Annotated in this window: 16 protein-coding genes, 1 tRNA gene and 1 riboswitch; of the genes, 7 read left to right on the top strand and 10 right to left on the bottom strand. The window is 45.1% G+C overall.

What is annotated here, in order from left to right; genetic code table 11:
- Nucleotides 1-21: 21 nt before the first annotated feature.
- Nucleotides 22-744: an esterase family protein gene (locus ABK447_RS14575; RefSeq protein WP_012117313.1), complete on the bottom strand. Its 723-nt coding sequence runs from the start codon at nucleotides 742-744 to the stop codon at nucleotides 22-24.
- Between the two features lie 174 nt (nucleotides 745-918).
- A riboswitch (SAM riboswitch) is annotated at nucleotides 919-1044 on the top strand.
- 69 nt (nucleotides 1045-1113) lie between these two features.
- On the opposite strand from ABK447_RS14575, the gene ABK447_RS14570 reads away from it, so the two are divergent.
- The 3 genes from ABK447_RS14570 to ABK447_RS14560 all read left to right on the top strand — a co-directional run bounded on the left by ABK447_RS14570 (nucleotide 1114) and on the right by ABK447_RS14560 (nucleotide 3614).
- Nucleotides 1114-2235 carry a methionine biosynthesis PLP-dependent protein gene (locus ABK447_RS14570; protein WP_012117314.1) on the top strand — a complete coding sequence of 374 codons (1122 nt, stop codon included), beginning with the start codon at nucleotides 1114-1116 and terminating at the stop codon, nucleotides 2233-2235.
- The gene (gene metC / locus ABK447_RS14565) at nucleotides 2228-3403 is read left to right on the top strand and encodes a cystathionine beta-lyase (RefSeq protein ID WP_007409073.1); all 1176 of its coding nucleotides are present in this window, start codon (nucleotides 2228-2230) and stop codon (nucleotides 3401-3403) included. The genes ABK447_RS14570 and metC overlap by 8 nt, the downstream gene beginning before the upstream one ends.
- A gap of 138 nt (nucleotides 3404-3541) precedes the next feature.
- Nucleotides 3542-3614 (top strand) — tRNA-Val (locus ABK447_RS14560).
- A 514-nt stretch (nucleotides 3615-4128) separates the two neighbouring features.
- Here the strand turns inward: ABK447_RS14560 and ABK447_RS14555 are convergent.
- On the bottom strand, nucleotides 4129-4464 hold the full coding sequence (locus ABK447_RS14555; RefSeq protein WP_045506862.1) for a hypothetical protein: 336 nt from the start codon (nucleotides 4462-4464) through the stop codon (nucleotides 4129-4131).
- Nucleotides 4465-4485: 21 nt separating this feature from the next.
- A complete protein-coding gene (locus ABK447_RS14550; RefSeq protein WP_124934902.1) occupies nucleotides 4486-6324 on the bottom strand; it encodes a T7SS effector LXG polymorphic toxin in 1839 nt (612 codons plus the stop codon).
- A 521-nt stretch (nucleotides 6325-6845) separates the two neighbouring features.
- On the opposite strand from ABK447_RS14550, the gene ABK447_RS14545 reads away from it, so the two are divergent.
- The 4 genes from ABK447_RS14545 (at nucleotide 6846) to ABK447_RS14530 (ending at nucleotide 9556) form a co-directional block, all read left to right on the top strand.
- Nucleotides 6846-7208: a hypothetical protein gene (locus ABK447_RS14545; protein WP_021494062.1), complete on the top strand. Its 363-nt coding sequence runs from the start codon at nucleotides 6846-6848 to the stop codon at nucleotides 7206-7208.
- A 290-nt stretch (nucleotides 7209-7498) separates the two neighbouring features.
- Nucleotides 7499-7885, top strand: coding sequence for a VOC family protein (locus ABK447_RS14540; RefSeq protein WP_007407334.1), 387 nt, complete (start codon nucleotides 7499-7501; stop codon nucleotides 7883-7885).
- Nucleotides 7886-8232: 347 nt separating this feature from the next.
- Nucleotides 8233-9153 (top strand): class A beta-lactamase, encoded by a 921-nt coding sequence (gene bla, locus ABK447_RS14535; RefSeq protein WP_124934903.1) that lies wholly within the window; start codon nucleotides 8233-8235, stop codon nucleotides 9151-9153.
- 121 nt (nucleotides 9154-9274) lie between these two features.
- Entirely contained in the window at nucleotides 9275-9556 is a 282-nt protein-coding gene (locus ABK447_RS14530; protein WP_003154950.1) for a putative quinol monooxygenase, read from the top strand.
- A gap of 99 nt (nucleotides 9557-9655) precedes the next feature.
- On the opposite strand, the gene ABK447_RS14525 is transcribed toward ABK447_RS14530, so the two are convergent.
- The 7 genes from ABK447_RS14525 to ABK447_RS14495 all read right to left on the bottom strand — a co-directional run bounded on the left by ABK447_RS14525 (nucleotide 9656) and on the right by ABK447_RS14495 (nucleotide 18513).
- Nucleotides 9656-11068: an MDR family MFS transporter gene (locus tag ABK447_RS14525; RefSeq protein WP_221664011.1), complete on the bottom strand. Its 1413-nt coding sequence runs from the start codon at nucleotides 11066-11068 to the stop codon at nucleotides 9656-9658.
- A gap of 142 nt (nucleotides 11069-11210) precedes the next feature.
- Entirely contained in the window at nucleotides 11211-11684 is a 474-nt protein-coding gene (locus ABK447_RS14520; protein ID WP_124934904.1) for a MarR family transcriptional regulator, read from the bottom strand.
- A 285-nt stretch (nucleotides 11685-11969) separates the two neighbouring features.
- Nucleotides 11970-13082 carry a glycosyl hydrolase 53 family protein gene (locus ABK447_RS14515; protein ID WP_124934905.1) on the bottom strand — a complete coding sequence of 371 codons (1113 nt, stop codon included), beginning with the start codon at nucleotides 13080-13082 and terminating at the stop codon, nucleotides 11970-11972.
- Nucleotides 13083-13133: 51 nt separating this feature from the next.
- Nucleotides 13134-14633 (bottom strand): UDP-glucose--hexose-1-phosphate uridylyltransferase, encoded by a 1500-nt coding sequence (galT, locus tag ABK447_RS14510; protein ID WP_124934906.1) that lies wholly within the window; start codon nucleotides 14631-14633, stop codon nucleotides 13134-13136.
- 1 nt (nucleotide 14634) lies between these two features.
- On the bottom strand, nucleotides 14635-15627 hold the full coding sequence (galE, locus tag ABK447_RS14505) for a UDP-glucose 4-epimerase GalE (protein WP_032874510.1): 993 nt from the start codon (nucleotides 15625-15627) through the stop codon (nucleotides 14635-14637).
- A 3-nt stretch (nucleotides 15628-15630) separates the two neighbouring features.
- The gene (locus tag ABK447_RS14500) at nucleotides 15631-16800 is read right to left on the bottom strand and encodes a galactokinase (RefSeq protein WP_124934907.1); all 1170 of its coding nucleotides are present in this window, start codon (nucleotides 16798-16800) and stop codon (nucleotides 15631-15633) included.
- A gap of 15 nt (nucleotides 16801-16815) precedes the next feature.
- Nucleotides 16816-18513 (bottom strand): PTS lactose transporter subunit IIBC, encoded by a 1698-nt coding sequence (locus ABK447_RS14495; RefSeq protein WP_015239654.1) that lies wholly within the window; start codon nucleotides 18511-18513, stop codon nucleotides 16816-16818.
- Nucleotides 18514-18519 lie beyond the last annotated feature (6 nt).

The following is an 18519-nucleotide window of genomic DNA, read 5'->3' as shown; positions in this document are numbered from 1 at the left end:
GTTCCCTCCTTAAATGAATGGTTACAGCATTTTTTTCAGCGCCGGCGTGATGAGCGGCTGCCAGTAGGTCCATTTATGATCCCCGTCGAAGGTTTCATACGTGTATTCAGACTGTTTGCTTTCCAGCAGCTGTTTGAGCTCTTCGTTCGGCGCGGTGAAATCAAGAACCTGGCCGTCTGTCGTGTGAACGCCGGTTTCTTTTTCTCCGATTTGATGATAAACGGAAATCTGTTTGAGATCCTCCGACTGCCGGACGGCATCCAGCACGTGCCCGTCAACATACGGAGACTGCATGATGACGTTTCCAAACATGTTCGGATAGTCAATCGCCGTCATGAGCGAAACGGTTCCGCCGAGGGAATCCCCAATCATGGTGCGGCCGTATCCAACTTGATAAGTCGGGTATTCTTTGTCGATAAAAGGAACGAGCTCATTTGCGATAAATCGCTTATATGAGGCGAACTTAGAGCCTTCTGGATGGTATGTGTTTCTTCGCTCCCGCACATTTTTATAAGGGACGCCGATAATGATGCAGCGGTCAATTTCCCCTTTTGACATAAGCTCTTCCGCCTGCCGCCCGATTCTCCCTAATCTGAAATAATCATGGCCGTCCTGAGCGATGATCGTATGATATTTATACAGGGGGGAGAAGGTGGCGGGCAGGTAGACCAAAACGGTCATTTCCTCTTCAAGCTCATGGGAGAAAAGTTTTTTCTCATGAATGATTCCGTTTTTTGATGCCACTTCGCATTCCTCCAGGCCGCTTCTTGTCTTGATGGTTTTTTCCTATTGTACCATGAATTATTAGAAATTTCTTTCTTCAGATGCACTTCTTGCGAGAGTTCAGATAAATAAAAAGTTATTGAAATTCATTTTATAGTGCGTTAATATAGAACAATCAGAAAATACAAAACAATATTCTTATCACGAGAGGTGGAGGGACTGGCCCTTTGAAACCTCAGCAACCGGTTTGCTTTGCCGCGGGAAGGCAAAGTGCCAAGGTGCTAAATCCAGCAAGCGATTCACATGCTTGGAAGATAAGAGGAAGAGAAAAGCTCCTTCTTCTTATGAAGAGGGGGCTTTTTTATTTTTGAAAAAGGATGGTGCTTACTGATGACGCAGCATGTTGATACAAAATTAGCCCAAATCGGAAATAGAAGCGAAGAAGCAACGGGAACGGTCAGTCCGCCGATTTATCTGTCCACCGCTTACCGACATAGAGGAATTGGAGAATCTACAGGCTTTGATTATGTGCGTACGAAAAACCCGACACGCCAGCTCGTTGAAGACGCTATCGCCGTGTTGGAAAACGGTGCGAGAGGCTTTGCTTTCAGCTCGGGAATGGCAGCCATTCAAACGATTATGGCTTTATTTAAAAGCGGAGATGAATTGATTGTATCCTCCGATTTATACGGAGGCACGTACCGTTTGTTTGAAAACGAATGGAGAAAATACGGCTTAAGCTTTATTTACGATGATTTCAGCGATGAAGACTGTTTACGCTCCAAAATAACGGAAAACACGAAAGCGGTATTTGTTGAAACGCCGACAAACCCGTTAATGCAGGAGGCGGACATTGAAAAAATCGCCCGGATTACGAAAGAAGCCGGCCTGCTTTTGATTGTGGATAATACGTTTTATACCCCGGTGCTCCAGCGTCCGCTTGAACTGGGAGCGGACATCGTCATTCACAGCGCCACAAAATATTTAGGCGGGCACAATGATCTCCTTGCCGGTCTTGCTGTCGTAAAGGATGAAGAGCTCGGCGAGATCATGTTTAATCACCAAAATGCGATCGGAGCCGTTCTCCCGCCGTTTGATTCGTGGCTTTTAATGAGAGGGATGAAAACACTCGGACTCAGAATGCGCCGTCATGAAGAAAACGCCCGTGAACTTGCGGAATTTTTAGAACAGGAAGAAGAAATCGCCGATGTGTTATATCCCGGAAAAGGCGGGATGCTGTCTTTCCGGCTGCAAAAAGAGGAATGGGTCAATCCGTTTTTAAAGGCGCTGAAAACAATCTGTTTCGCAGAAAGTCTCGGCGGGGTGGAAAGCTTTATTACATACCCCGCGACACAGACGCACATGGATATTCCTGAAGACATCCGTATCGCAAACGGCGTCTGCAACCGTCTGCTGAGATTTTCAGTGGGCATTGAACATGCAGAAGATTTGAAGCGGGATGTAAAGCAGGCATTACAGCAAGTAAAAGAGGGGGCCGTGTCATATGAGTAATCACAATTGGACGCTGGAAACCCAGCTCGTGCACAATCCATTTAAAACAGACGGAGCCACCGGAGCCGTCAGCGTCCCGATCCAGCATGCTTCCACATTCCATCAGTCTTCATTTGAAGAATTCGGGACATATGACTACAGCCGCTCAGGCACACCGACAAGAACAGCGCTTGAAGAAACGATCGCAGGTCTTGAAGGCGGAACGAGAGGCTTTGCTTTCAGCTCGGGAATGGCGGCGATTTCGACGGCGTTTCTGCTCTTATCCCAAGGCGACCATGTCCTCGTCACGGAGGATGTGTACGGCGGAACATTCCGCATGGTGACTGAGGTTCTGTCCCGTTTCGGAATTGAACATACCTTTGTCGATATGACGGACACAGAAGCGGTCGCCCGCGCCATCCGGCCGAATACGAAAGCCATCTATATGGAAACACCGTCAAATCCGACGCTCGGCATCACGGATATTAAGGGCGTCGTCAAACTGGCAAAGGATCACGGCTGTCTGACATACCTTGACAATACTTTCATGACGCCTGCTCTGCAGCGTCCGCTTGATCTCGGTGTAGATATCGTGCTCCACAGTGCGACGAAATTTTTAAGCGGACACAGTGACGTGCTGTCAGGCCTTGCCGCCGTAAAAGATGAAGAGCTCGGCAATCAGCTGTATAAGCTGCAAAATTCATTTGGAGCGGTGCTCGGCGTTCAGGACTGCTGGCTCGTATTGAGAGGCTTAAAAACATTGCAGGTCAGACTAGAAAAAGCGAGCCGGACAGCTGAGCGGCTGGCTGCCTATTTTGACGGACATCCCGCCATCAAAAACGTTTACTATCCCGGCCTTGCCGGACATCCGGGAGCCGATACCCATAAACGGCAAGCGAGCGGAGCGGGCGCCGTCCTGTCCTTTGAATTGGAAAGCAAAGAAGCCGTCAAAAAGCTGGTCGAAAACGTATCGCTTCCGGTATTTGCCGTCAGCCTCGGCGCCGTCGAATCCATTCTCTCATACCCTGCAGCCATGTCGCATGCCGCCATGCCGAAAGCAGAGAGGGAGAAACGCGGCATCACAGACGGCCTTCTGCGCTTGAGCGTCGGAGTCGAAAACGCCGAAGATTTAGAGCGGGACTTCGAACAGGCATTGAAAAAAATAACCCCTGCCCAAGTGAGATCATAAACGAAAAGGGCGCCGTCAATTTTGCGACGCGCCCTTTTTTTATTTTAGATAAAAAAAGTGTTGACGAATGAGAAATCAGGATATATAATTATAAATGTCAGAGAGACAACAACATACCCAGCAACACATACATATCATGATTCCGTAGCTCAGCTGGGAGAGCGCTACCTTGACAGGGTAGAGGTCGCTGGTTCGAGCCCAGTCGGAATCATCCACGGCGGTTAGAGGCGTTATATCAACGTTTCTAGCCGTTTTTTATTGCGTTGACTTAGTCGATGACTTAGGCGTATTAAGGCGCAGGGAAGCGGTCCTACCAACGACAAGGTAGCGGTTTTTATTTCGGTGTACTTAACCGAATGGAGGCGGTAATATGTCCGCAAATAGAACAGGAAAACGCGTCAAAAAGGAACGTACTTTACGGAATACTATGAGCAATCTCGATGGCTTTTCTACGGACTGAAGACAGTCTATCCTATTGAAAACATAGATAAAGCCCTTCTCGTAAGAGAAGGGCTTTCTTTTATCTTGAGGAATTCAATGTGTTGTTTTATTTGTCTGTAACTTGTTTAAGGCATTAGGAGGTCTACTATCAGAATTAGAGAGCCATTTTTTTATTTTACTAATGTTTTTTGGATCACTCAGAACAGAACTATACTTTCCGACCTTTTCGGCAAGTGGTGTCTGACATGTTACTCAAATTTCACCGCGTAGAATAATGAATGTACTTAACCTTTGAATATCTCAGGAATTTTATTTCTCCATATTAATAACAGCTCTTTAAATTGGTCTGTTTCTATTGAGTTTTTATAAGGGTCGTCGATCAAAAAAGGGTTTTCAACATCGGTAACATCTTTTTTTATCAATACACTTATGCCATTTAAATCAATTTCAAAATCCTCATGTATCCCATTTAAAACATTCTGAATGTATTCTATATACTCATCAGTTTGTTCTATTGTTGTAATATTTTCAATGAAGTCAGAGAAAAGACTGATTTCTTCTGGTAAAACTATTTTTATATCACCAAATGGATCTTTATCAAACCTGTATGAATATTTCATGTGTCACGGTCACCTTTAAGATTATTTTTTATATAACGGATATGCAGTTGCTATTGTTCCGTCACTATTTAAATACATTTCAATTTTAATTCCTGTTGAAGTGATTCCCCTATACTTATTTGAACGTACTTGTTTTCTAGTATGATAAGCTTCGTCAATTGCTTTTAAAACATCGGCGCGGTTCCATTCTCTTGGAAAGAAACTTGAATCCGCTATCTTTTTTACAGACCCGACTTCAACTTTCGCCATATACACTCCATTTTTGTCAGGTTTCTTTTCTGTACCTGGTATAATCTTCCCACCCATCATGCTTTCATGGTGGTAGCCAACTGCTTTACCGCGTTTATTAACTTCTCCATGATAAATATGTTTCATTGTACCGGCGGTATACTTGCTTTTTCCTGTACTAAAATTTGAAGACACAGATTTTCTGAGAACACTCTCTTTCTGATCTTCAATAATACTTTTCAACAAAGGCGTATTCTTCACGTTATGAGTATTTTCAATATCCTGTGCTAGTCCGGCAAGCGCGGGTTCGTACTTGTTTTTCGAAAAGGAATTGATGTAGTTTTGTCCTTTTTCAATCCCGGTTTTTACATGTTTTGCGGCTGCTTTTTCTCCTGCTTCCAAGACGTTATCCACTTTGGTGGCACCTGTTTTTGCGAGCTTGCTTGTTACTTTTACAGCTGAACCGGAACCTTTGAGTCCCACAATGCTCCCGATGGCGTAGGTGATGTAATGTGATCTTGAATACGCATCCCCGTTAACCATTTTATCATTCCATGAATCCGCCAGGTTTGTCCATATGATTTTTGCGTAGGAGGGCGTGTTCAATACAGCCGATATGGTTTTAGCGACTTTTTGTTCATCGGAGAGATGGTAAAAATCCCATGCGCCGACAGCCAGATCTTTGACGCCGGTTATGGTGTCTTTCCCGACATCATAAAGGCCGACGCCTATTCCTTTAACGATATCCCAAGCCGTTTCTCCGACTTCTTCTAGCTGTTTTGCTTGTTCAAGCTGCATCACATATTGCACCTGAGCGGGTTCAAGGTTTTCATAGCCGATCTTCTTCGCGATTTCCAAATACTCATCCGGATCGGTGACACCATCGGCCAGCTTTTTCTTCAGATCCTTGATCGCTCGCTCTTTCGCCTCTTCCTTTTTAATCGTCAAATAAGCATCCGAATGTCTTGCGATATCGCCTTTTTTCTTATGAATATCACTTTCACGGTACGCTTTGGCGTTGTAGTGAAGCGGCGCGGCGCTTTTTCCTTTGCCTGTGGCGTTTTGGAGCTGCTGAAAGTCGGCTTGGATGAACTGTTCGTTCGCTTCGGTTTCTGTGTATTCCTTCGTTAGATCGTGATCAAGCTTCCCGAGCTTATGTATTGTTTCGTTTCTTTTTTTGTCAGCTGAAGAGAGCTTCTGATCTGTGCTTTCCGTTGAAAACAGATCAAGCGAGATGATGTCTTCGATCTCTCCGAGGATGGAGCGCATGTCCTTTTTCTGCTCTTCCATAATCGCCTTTGATTTACTGAGGGCGTGGGTGAGCTCGTGCTCCAGAAATGATTCCTCCACATGCGAATTGGAAAGTCCGGCGTCTTCGACCTTGCCGGGAAGGCTTGTGAGAAATGCGATTTTCATGTCGATCAGATCAAGCCAGCTGTCTGTGACGCCGGCGTGGTCTTGGAAAAAGGCTTTGATGTTATTGGCGCCCCGGCCTGAGAAGTCGTTGTCACCGAGGTCAGCCATACCTTGAAACGCTTTTTTCAGATTGACCATCTGGCCGCGCAGTTCTTTGTATTCACCCGCGCGCTGTTTGACGGCGGCCAGCAGGGTGGTTGCTTCGAAAACTTTCATGACCATAATCCTTTCATTCGAAATACTTCAACAAGATATTACCATGGAAGAATGAAGGGAAAGACAAATAAGTATTTTGAAAGTACAAAATGATTAATTTGTTCTGGGTAAATTTACTTATTTTATGATCGGGAATTGGGGAAGAGTTAGCTTTAGGTTGAATCGGTTGTTAGAACATCATGTGATGCACCTCCTTTAAAAAGCATAAACACATATTAGATGGCTGAAATTCACTCGAATGAATTAGGATACGACGGTCCAAACTGCTTTCCGCATGGAACCAACCTGGGCAACTGGTCAACAGCTTTAGAAACTTCATCCTAACAGGGAAGTACGGCAAGCATTGGGAATATAAAGGAATATAGGCTTACAGCTATGAAAGATGTATGAATATCCGTCAGACGGCGAAGGAAAGGCAATCTCCATGTGTCGTGACGGTTTGAATGCGGGTGTATGGAACTTCCCGTTCATCGGGAGTTATGTCAGAGGGACGAAAAGACTTTTATGGAGGAGGAAGCGGAATGATTGAATTTACACGGCCATCGCCTATGAAGAAAACATGCACGATGCACCCGGGAAAGGAATCTGTCAGATCGGTTTCGTTTACTGATTTTAACGGCAATTCTGTAACAGTAACCCTTTGTCAAATGTGTCTGGCTGAATTAAAAATGAAAGCCGCGACTGAATACAGGAGCATGACTGAGGAGCGGGCTAAACTGAATCGTTTCAAGATTGGTGATCATGTGTATTTAGAGCATTTGGGAGTAGTCAGCGAGATAAAAAACATGGAAGGCGTTCAAGTGGCAAACAGGACAGACACAGACGGAGTCCGAAAGGCTACCCCTAAGGAAATCGCAGAATATAAAAAGCAGGGGAAGCAATGACGGTGAAAAAACGATTCAGTCAATCATTTATCAGTTGTGTTACTTACAGGAGCGGCGGCCGGATGTTTACGGATGCGCGACTTACACGGCCGGAGCCTCCACGGTGAAGTGAAGGAAAATTCAAACCAAGAATGTGAATTGATCAAACGCAGTTTCATGAATCTCCGAAGGCTTTCATCCGAAATTTGGGTGCAGTATGGAAAAAAATTTATGGAAACTTGACATAATGCTGTCAGGTCCCTATTGTATGATTAAATGAATGGCCAGTAAAATGATAGGAGGCGTTCAATATGAAATTGCTGCAAATTAGACTATTGGTTAATGACTTTAAGAAAAGCGTCGAGTTTTATAAAGATTCATTAGGACTTCCAATCAGTTGGTTAGAGAAGGAAATGGAATATGCACTCTTCGATAATGGAGAAACGAAAATAGAGCTTTTATCTCGAGAAAATATGGCTGAAATAGTTGGAGAAGAAAGAAAATCTTTAGACGGAGATGCGCAATCAAGATTTTTGCTTCAGTTTAAGGTAGAAGATGTTGATAAAACGTATGACTATCTGCACAAGCAAGGGATTAAATGCGTCAATGAACCACATGATCGTCAGGAATGGCGTGCACGAGTGGCTCATTTCAGAGATCCAGATAATAATCTTATTGAAATATATAAAATGATATAATTTTTTGACTGGCAGGATTAAGGTAATGCGTTTGTTAACTTACTTATGATTTTTATAGTCTGCAAGAGAAACATATATAGGTCCAAGACGGAAAGCCTGCGGACACTGATCATTGCACAGCTCACTGTGCTGTGATTGGTGTCCGTTTTTATTTGCACGGAGGGATAACAAATAGATGATGAACACGAAGCGGACATGCAAACATTCAGACGCGGCGAGGGCGGCGCATTTAATAAGGGGAGGAGTCAGAATGCAGGATTTAATCATCTCACAGGAAATATATTGACTTTCATCCTGTTTGTAATGTTAATTAGAAGATGTATACAAAAACATTATAATGAGGAGGTCTGGATGTGAAAAATAAAGCGGGAATCCAAGTTGGACTATGCATTGGACTTTTATGTTTAAGCTTTACCGGTTTCAACCCTTTATTCGGCTCAGCGCATGCTGAAGCGAAATCTATAGAAAACACAAAAATGACAAGCTGTATAACGAATCAAAAATTTGTTCAGCTTGAGAAAAAATTCGATGCCAGGCTTGGGGTTTATGCGATTGAAACAGGTTCAAACAAGACAATCGCCTATCGGCCGAATGAACGGTTTGCTTACGCATCAACCTATAAAGTTCTGGCTGCAGCTGCTGTTCTGAAGACAAGCTCAAATGAAAAACTTAATGACATCATCCGCTACACCAAAGATGATCTTGTTACATATTCTCCAATCACAGAAAAACACCTGGATACAGGCATGAGCCTGAAAGAAATCTCAGAAGCCGCTGTCCGTTACAGCGATAATACCGCCGGGAACCTATTGCTCCAGCAGCTTGGCGGCCCCAAAGGTTTTGAAAAATCACTGAAACAGATCGGGGATCATGTAACGAAAGCTGATCGATTCGAGACGGATCTAAACTCTGCGATTCCTGGGGATCGTCGTGACACAAGCACCGCAAAAGCACTGGCGACTGACCTTAAGACTTTCGCTTTGGGTAACACTCTCACGGCTGACAAGCGCACGATTTTAACAGATTGGATGCGGGGCAACGCTACCGGCGACGAACTGATTCGGGCAGGCGCTCCTGCAGGATGGGAAGTCGGCGATAAATCCGGAGCCGGAAGCTACGGCACACGAAACGACATTGCGATCGTTTGGCCGCCTGACAGAGCCCCAATTGTTTTGGCAATCCTGTCAAACCGGTTTACGGAAGATGCCAATTATAATAATGCTCTTATCGCTGAGGCTGCAAAAGTCGCTCTTAATGATCTTAAATAAACATTGCCGTTCATTTTTTATGGACGGTTTTTTATATGTTGAGAATGCGGTATGCCGGTTTCGTTTTTCGATACATGTTATAATGTAAAGCCATAAAAAGATGGAAAGAGGGGGATTTTCGATGCATTACATAACGGCATGCTTAAAAATCATCAGTGATAAAGACCTTAATGAAATAATGAAAGAGTTCAAAAAACTTGAGGAAGAAACGAACAAAGAAGAAGGGTGTATTCAGTTCCATGCTCATCCGCTTGAACCATCAGAACGCAAAATCATGCTTTGGGAGATTTGGGAAAACGAAGAAGCTGTTAAAGTCCATTTTACGAAAAAACATACAAAAGACGTTCAAAAACAAGAATTAACGGAAGTAGAATGGTTAATGAAAAGCAATGTGAATGAGTAAAAGGCTTTGTCTATAGTTGGCTGACTTTGCCGGCAACCATCATCAGTTTCATTCACTAAAACCCTTGCTGTGCAAGGGTTTTTTACTTTAAAAAGTTCTTTATATCGCAGTCTTTTTATGGGTAAGGAACAGACTTGGAATGAAGATGGCCGCAAGGATGATGACGGATACTAAGAATCCGGCATGGTAGCCTTTTAAACTGTTCGGAATCGTCGGCTGCAATCCTTGTATGACAGTTGCGGTAACGGTTGCGATCACAGCTGACCCAAAGCTGGAACCGAGGTTTTCAATCATATGAATACCGACACCTGCTTCCGGAAGCTGTTTGCTGTCAAGGCCTGTATAAGCGTCACTCATCAATGGGAGCATAATTCCTCCAAAACTGGTGCCGCGGATAAATAATACGACGGAAATCCAAATCATACTTGTGTTATCGGTGATAAAAATAAGCGGGATCGATCCGATCAGCGAAAGAACAAGACTGACCGTAACCACGTATTTCGCACCGATCTTATCAATCATTTTTCCGATCAGCGGACGAGTCACGAGCATTCCGACTCCTTGAGGGATTAAAGCGAGTGCTGCTCCGACTGCCGTGAACTGACGAATGTTTTGAAAAAACAGCGGAAGTATTAACATCGGCCCCATGATGGCAACATTCGCTAAGAACAACCCGATCGAAGATGATAAGAAGCTCTTGTTTGCAAACAAATTCATAGGCAGCACGGTTTGGTTTTTCTTGATCAGATTATATACAAGATAAATGACTGCTGAAACAAGACCGATGCCCGTCCATAAAATGGTGTCGCTATTGTTAAATGATGCATGATCCGCCGCTTTCGTAATACCGTAAATCAATGCCGCGCTCATTAATGACAAATTGATAATCCCGAAAATATCGAGTTTACGATCTTTGTTGAATGGTTCAAAGTCTGGAATGGTCTTCATCATAAGCGGTGCAGCAATCAAAACGATGAACACGTTGATGTAAAAAATCCAATGCCATGAAGCGCCTTGGACGATGAAGCCTCCGATGACAGGTCCTAAGATCGGGCCGAAGATCATAGGGGTGCTGACGATTGCCATCACTTTTCCCAGGTTTTCCGGACCTGCCGTTTTAACCAAGAGTGTTGACATAAGCGGAGTTATAATGCCGGCGCTGAATCCTTGAAGCAAACGGAAGAAGATGAAGCTGGAAACGTCACGGCTCATCCCCGCAAAAACAGAAATGACACCAAAGGCGATGACTGAGCCGATGAAGATTTTCTTACCGTTATATTTATTCATAAGCCAGCCGGATACGGGTACTGCAATCGCAAGTGCTAAGACATAGCCTGTAACGGACCACTGAATGGTATCCAATGTCGTGTTGAAGTCTTTGGTCAGTTTGCCGATGGCGATGTTTACCATCGTAGAGTCAAGCATTGGAGCGATTGCTCCCAGTGCAATAGCCCAGGCGGCTGTGAGAACTTCTTTTGGCACCCGAAGTTCCTTTCTTTTATGTGTTGACATATTACTCTCCTCTCAAAATTGCTGTCTTTGTTTTCTTGTCAACAAAATAATAGAGTGATTTTGTTTCTTTGTCAACAATAAGAGGGATATAAAAAGGCAGCCCGTTTTCATGGAGCAGGGCTGCCTATGGTTTTATTCATATTTATTCCGATTTCATGTCTGCACCAAGTTTCTTTATTTCTGAATCCAAATGCCTGCTGTATGTTTCCACGAAGTTCAGCATCGTGTCAAATTGTTCATCAGTTACTTGTTCAAACACGATTTTGTCCCGTTCTTGAAACTCTTTGTGCAATTCCTCGTGAATTTTATAAATGACTTTTCCTTGCTCAGTAAGCCTGAAATAGATTTCTTTCTTGTTAAGCGGCTTCTGATAGCTTTCGATAAGGCCTTTATTGATAAGCTTTTTCGTTAATTTACTTATGGCGCCTCTTGTCATATAAAGGGACTCCGCAAGTTTTGTCACATTGGCGTCTTCAATTTTTTTGATGAATTCGATGCAATGCACTTCAGAAGGTTTATGCCCCTTAAGGCTTTCTTCCATCTTCAGCCTATTCAGCCACACCATCTTGTTAAAGAAGTCCCTGAAATCCGTGAGGAGCTGTTCTTTTTTGTCCATGTCCCGTCCTCCTGCTCGGTGGTGCTTACACAATATTATAAAATGTTTGTTTCTTTTTCAACAATCGTAAAGTTATTATTTAGGAACTGAGAGATAGTGCGCAGAAATAAAAAGGAGGGGGAACAGAAGAAGTATTCTATTTAAAAAGCGGCTTTTTAACCGAAACGTGGGTTTTCGGGTATTTTTCTTTCCGTATTCGTTACTTGCTCTGTTTCATAACAGGCCAACACTACAGCCTTATAAAAAAGCAGGCTGCGCAATGAGCCTGCTTGAGATTCGCATCAATCATTTTCCTGTTGCGGCATCATGAAAAGCGTCGATTGCGGTTGTGTATTTCAAGACGTTTTTAGACACTTTGGCGGTTGCGCCTAATGGGTACGCGTCTGACAGAACGCTGGAGTGAGCTTCGGGTTCCCAGTAAAATACGCCGGTTCCTTTGCCGTTCGGAACGGCTTTCACCAGTTTTATGGTGTCTTTTATGGTCCAGTAGGAATCTTTCGGATTATTTTCATCTCCGCCCAGTTCAACCACCATGACTTCCTTGTTGTAGCGTGAGGCGATGTCATTCAAATTAGATGATAAATGGCCGGTGAGCTCCCAGTACGGCTTACCTTCCCAATAGGGATAGAATGAAACGCCGATGATGTCGGTTTTTCCTCCATTTTTAAAGAATTGATCAAACCACCATCTGAATAGGCTGTTGTCCGTGCCGTGTGCCAAATGGCTGATGACCTTGGTGGCCGGGCTGACGGATTTCACGGCGTCATAGCCTTTGTTCAGTAAGGCGGTCAATTTGCTGAAATCGTTCGTGCTGCCGTCGGGCAGTAAAATTCCTGAATTCATTTCATTCCCTACTTGCACCCAATCAGGGGAGATGCCGTGATTTTTAAGTTCTTTCATGACATCGTACGTATGGTTATACACGGCTGCCTGCAGCTGGCTGTTTGAATAACCGTTCCATTGGTTCGGCTTGATCTGGTGGCCTGGATCAGCGAACACATCACTGTAATGGAAGTCAACCATTACCTTCATTCCTAACGCTTTTGCCCTTTTGGCCGCCGCAAGTACGCCCGCTTTGTCACTATAGCCGAGCATGGTCCATGTTGTGCCGTCTTTCAGCCAATAATAGCTGCTTGGCGGATTCACAAACACTCTCAGTCTCACGGCATTTATTCCGTGATCTTTAAGAATCTGCAAGGCATCTTTCTGTTTTCCGCCGTCATCCAGCCAGCGCACACCTTCGTCCTCCATTTGTTTCAGCCATCCTATATCAGCGCCATAGGCAAACGGGGCATCCGCTTTTGCTTTAGGAGACTTCTCAAAGAATGTAAAAGCAGTGAAAATGAGAGAAAGACAGATTGCGTTTACAAATACACGTTTCAATCGGTTTTTGAACATCACAATACCTCCTGATAAAAAAGATTGTTGATTGATTTCACTCTGAATGTTTCAGCTGCCATTCTCCAATAACGTCGTGAAACGCTGAAACGCCTGAATTCCTTCGTGTGTCATTTTAAAAACGCCTGCATCGGTCAGCGCGCGTAAAAATACATTCGCGGTTTCTTTTTGTAAAACAGCGGCTGCATTTTCCGGTGTCACGTCTTCATCCGTTTTGATGTTTTCGGCCCACGGAAGATGAATGTCTTTGATGTCATGAGGTTCATTCAGTAAATACTTTTTCACTTCTGCCAGCTCATCTTTCAGGCGGGGAGGTAAAACGGCGAGTCCCATCACTTCAATCAGACCGATATTTTCTTTTTTGATGTGATGCACATCTTGATGCGGGTGAAAAATGCCATCCGGATAATTTTCGGAGGTGCGGTTGTTTCTGAGAGCGAGATCGATTTCAAAATCCGTTCCCCTGCGTCTGGCAATTGGGGTGACGGTATTATGGGGTTCATTTGTCTTTGCGATGATGCTGACGGTTTCGTCTGAATATTCCCGCCACTTTTCAAAAACATACGCAGCGGCATCTGTCAGCAAATCCGGATCTTTTGCGCGAAGGCGGATCACTGATACCGGCCACTTCACGGCTTCGGCCTGAACGTCTGGAAAATGACGCATATGAAAAGGGTAGAGGGAACCCGCTTTTGCCATCGGAAACTCATGGGCGCCGCCTTGATAATGATCGTGTGAAAGAATGGAACCTCCTACGATCGGCAAGTCTGCGTTTGATCCCGCAAAATAATGCGGGAAGATTTCCGTAATAGCCAAAAGCCTTCTGAAGCTGTCGCGGCTGATGTTCATCGGCTTGTGCACGCTTGAAAGAAAGATAGCGTGCTCGCTGTAATACGCATAAGGAGAGTATTGAAACCCCCACTGTTCTCCCGCTAAGTCAAGCCTGATGATGCGGTGATTTGAACGGGCGGGGTGATGCGGTGTTCCGGCATACCCCTCGTTTTCCATACAGAGCAGGCATGTCGGATACCGGTTTTCCGGACTGTTTTTTACCGCGGCGATGTCTTTAGGGTCTTTTTCGGGCTTTGATAAATTAATGGTGATGTCCAATGCCCCAAAAGGTGTTGGTGAGCGGTACACGATATTTTTTCGAATGGCCCGCGTCTTAATATAGTCGTTGTTTTGGCTCAGTCGGTAAAAGTAATCTGTTGCTTTTTTCGGGCAATCTGATAACAATTTGCTGAATGCGGCGTTGATCAGAGAAGGGGCCGGTGTGATCACGTCCATGATTCTGCTTCCCAGCATGTCTCTTTCAGCCGGCGTATCGTTAATGATTGACCGTTTTACCGCGTCTTTCACCATTTCGTCCAAATAGTGAAGCCTGTTTTGTTTCTTGATATGTTTCGGTTCTGCATAATCCGTCAGTCCGAGCAGATCGAGAAGTCTGTTTCTTGTATAAATCACATCTGTTTCATTTATGTCGCCTAAGACAGTGCTTTCTTTCAGAAACCCTGCCACTGATTCAAAAACTTCAATGACCGCCGCCTCCATTTCATTTGTCCTTGTATCCGTTTGGATGTTGCCGATGCCAATTCCATGCTGACGCAATGATTTCCGATATGTCCGTTTGTTTCGGATTCCAGCCCAGAATGTTCCGCGCTTTATCGCTGGAAGCGATGAGGGTGCTTGGATCACCGGGTCTTCTTGCGGCCGCTCTTACTTTTATGTCTCTTTCGGTCACTTGCCGGGCCGCTTCCGCCATTTCTGATACGGAAAACCCGCTGCTTGATCCTAAATTGAAAATGCCGCTGTCTCCGCCGTTTTGCAAATATTCCAGAGCGAGAATATGGGCATCGATTAAATCGGAAACATGGACATAATCGCGGATGCACGTGCCGTCTTTTGTATCATAGTCAGTGCCGAATATCAAAACCTCCTCGCGCTGACCGAGCGCGGTTTGTAAAAGGATAGGGATAAGGTGGGTTTCCGGATGATGATCTTCTCCGATGGAACCGTCCGTTTTCGCGCCGGCAACGTTAAAATACCGAAGCGAGACATATTTTATGCCGCAGGCGGTTTCACACCACTTCAGCATTTTTTCTGCCATGAGTTTTGATTCGCCGTATGCGCTTTCCGGCTTTTCCGGCATGTCTTCTGTGATGGGCACTTTTTCAGGTTCGCCGTATACAGCGGCGGATGAAGAAAACACAATGTGTTTCACCCCGAATTCCTGCATGACCTCCAGTGTAATTTGCGTACCGTACACATTATTATTGAAATATGAAAGAGGGTCTTTCATTGATTCGCCGACAAGGGATTGAGCGGCAAAATGGAGAACGCCTGTTACGTTCTCCTTCGCAAACACAGAGCGAAGAAACGGTTTGTCACGGATATCTCCATGGTAAAAAACTGCTTTTTCATGAACAGCTTTCCGGTGGCCTGTCTGCAGATGATCCACAGCTATCGTTTCAAATCCTTTGTTTAATAATTGATCAACCGCATGAGAACCGATATAGCCGGCTCCGCCGAGAACGAGAATCGCCATGATTTATTTTTCCCTCCATTCAGCCGCGCCATCGCTTATATCCGCGATGTAGAAAGAAGCTTCAAGACCTGTCCTGCTGCGGTAGTGAGATGAAACGGCCCGGATAAAGCCGGCGGTTTCTTCACTTTCCACAATGGCTATGGCGCAGCCGCCGAACCCCGCTCCCGTCATCCGCGCTCCGAGTGCTCCTTCTTTCCAGGCTGCTTCAGCGAGCGCGTCTAATTCGTCACCGGTCACTTCATAATCATCGCGTAACGAACGGTGGGACGCATTCATCAGCTCGCCGAACGTTTTCAAATCATTCAATTTGAGAGCCTCCGCGGCTGAGAGGGTCCGCTCGTTTTCGTTGACCGCGTGCCGGGCTCTTTTACGCAAAGTTTCACAGGAGAGAAGGGATTCGAGTTCGTTGAATTCTTCTCCTGTCAATTCCGCAAGTGATGCGATATTCCGATATTGCCGCAGTTCTGAAAGAGCCTCGTCACATTCGCTGCGGCGTTCATTATAATTTGAAGCGGCCAGCTCCCGGCGCTTGTTCGTATTCATAATGACGATTTTATATCCGTTAAAAGCAGCCGGAATCATTTCGTGCTCAAGCTTATCGCAGTTTAACAGAATGGCCATGTTCTTTTTGCCTTTTTGCACTGCGAATTGATCCATAATGCCTGAATTCACGCCGATAAAATCATTTTCGACTCTTTTTCCGATAAGCGCCAGTTCAGTATCGGAAACATCCAGGCTGAATAACTTTCTTAAAATGGAACCTGTTAACATTTCAATAGAAGCGGAGGAGCTTAAACCGGCTCCGTTTGGAATCGTACCGTGAAAAAGAATATCCATTCCGCTGTCTATTTGGCCGCCGGCTTTAAGAAGGTAATGGATCATCCCCTTCGGATAATTGGCCCAGCCGTCTTCTTTTTTGTATGCTGTGGCGGAAAGATCAAGGCAGACAATGCCGCTGTCAGGAAAGTTTTCTGAGTATAACCGGATCTGGTGATCTCCGCGTTTTGCGCATACGGCATAAGTTCCGATCGTGATCGCGCATGGAAGAACGTGGCCGCCTATATAATCCGTATGTTCCCCGATCAGGTTGATCCGGCCGGGTGCGAAAAACAGTTCTCCGTTACTTCTCTTGAAAATGTCTTCGAATCTTGATTTTAAAAGTTTGGCATCCATGATAAACCCCCGATTCTATTTTGAGGTATGCTCCAGTATGAACTGAATGGCTTTTTGTGAATTTCTGGTGAGGCTGATATATTCTGCTCCTTTCGTTGCGATGAGTTTCACTTGCAGGCGGTCCGCATCTTCTTTAATGTCATCATAATAAGAGCCGACTTGCGGAGCCAAAATGATCATATCGAAGTCTTTCATGATGTCGTAATGGGATCCGTAGGCGCCTGCTGAGGCGGTAATCGGCACGTTATATTCTTCGGCTCCTTCTGTCAGTGCGTTCGCAAGCATGGCGCTCGTTCCCGCTCCGGCGCACAGCACTAACACATTGGTGCTGTGTTCCAAGGCGGATGAGGATTCCTGAAGATTTGTGCTGATGACGGAGGACGCGTCTTCGGAGGCGCCGGCCATGGCGGGCTGTAATGTTTGCGGCGCGGTTTCAGGCTCGGTGTGTTGGGCTTCTTTCGCCGCTAATACTTTGTCATAAGCTTTACAGAATGGCAGGTATATCAGGAAATCGACAATGATTAATACAGCCGTCAGCACAAAAGCCGAGAGCCCCATGCCGGTTCCGAGAATCAAGCCGGCGGGCGCCGGGGTGGCCCACGGAAGAACATACATAAAACTGTTCATTCCGATGACATCCACGAAAAATTTAAACAGACAGACATTCACCATCGGCGTTACAACAAACGGAATGAAAAAATAAGGATTTAAAATGATCGGCGCAGCAAAGAGCAGAGGTTCGTTTACTGCGAAAGACACCGGAACCGCGGATGCTTTTCCGACTGCTTTCAATTGCTTGGATTTCGCGAAAAGAAGAAAGATAAACGGAACAACAAGGGTTGCGCCGGTCCCTCCCATTGTGCCGACGAAGTTCCCGAGTCCGACGGTCAGCACGTTGGACGCCTGCTCACCGGCATTATGAAGCTGAAGGTTCGCCTCCACATTTGCGTAAATAATAGCTGCGATGGCCGGTTCCACAATAGAAGGACCGTGAACGCCGACAAACCAGAACAGCGCCATCATTCCCCAAATGACACAAATCCCCAGATAACCGTCTGCGGCGGTAAAAAACGGCGATAAGAGAGAGGAGAGAGCCTCTGCAAAAGATACGTTCAGCGTATTCCTGATCAATAAATCAACGATCACCATGGCCAGAACGGAAAAAGCGAACGGAAAAACATCTTTAAATGTTTGTGAAATGGTACCCGGTACTTCTTTAGGCATTTTAATCGTAATATTTTTCAGCACGCAGAATCTGTAAACGTTCACTGTTATGAAAGCGGATACAAAAGCGGCTAAAAGACCTTTTGTGCCGAGGTATTCCGTGGAGAATCCGCCATCGATTTGAGTGACGCTTAAAATGAGAAACCCGACGACTGAAGCAAGCATCGCTGAAACGGGGTTGATCCCTTTGTTTTTCGGCATTTTTCGGTTCATTGATTCACTCAGGCATTTCGCACTTGTTGCCGCAACGATCAGACCGAGGGCGCCCATTGAATAGTTATAAACTTTCCAAAGCCATTCAGAAACACTTTTAGGCCAAGTGAAACCCAACACTTCCGGCACAGCGGCGGTGAGGATGAAAATGCTGGCGAATAAAATAACAGGCATGGCCGTTAAGAAGCCGTCGCGGATCGCGCCTAAATAAATGTTTCTTGAGATTTTTTCAAAAAACGGTTTTCCCTTTTCGATTTGCTTGATGATACCGTTCATTTTTCC

It is taken from the genome of Bacillus sp. hwrm1, assembly GCF_040207805.1.
Taxonomy (GTDB): domain Bacteria; phylum Bacillota; class Bacilli; order Bacillales; family Bacillaceae; genus Bacillus; species Bacillus velezensis.
Note: the sequence above shows the minus strand (reverse complement) of the source record. Positions and strands in the feature narration are given on the sequence as shown.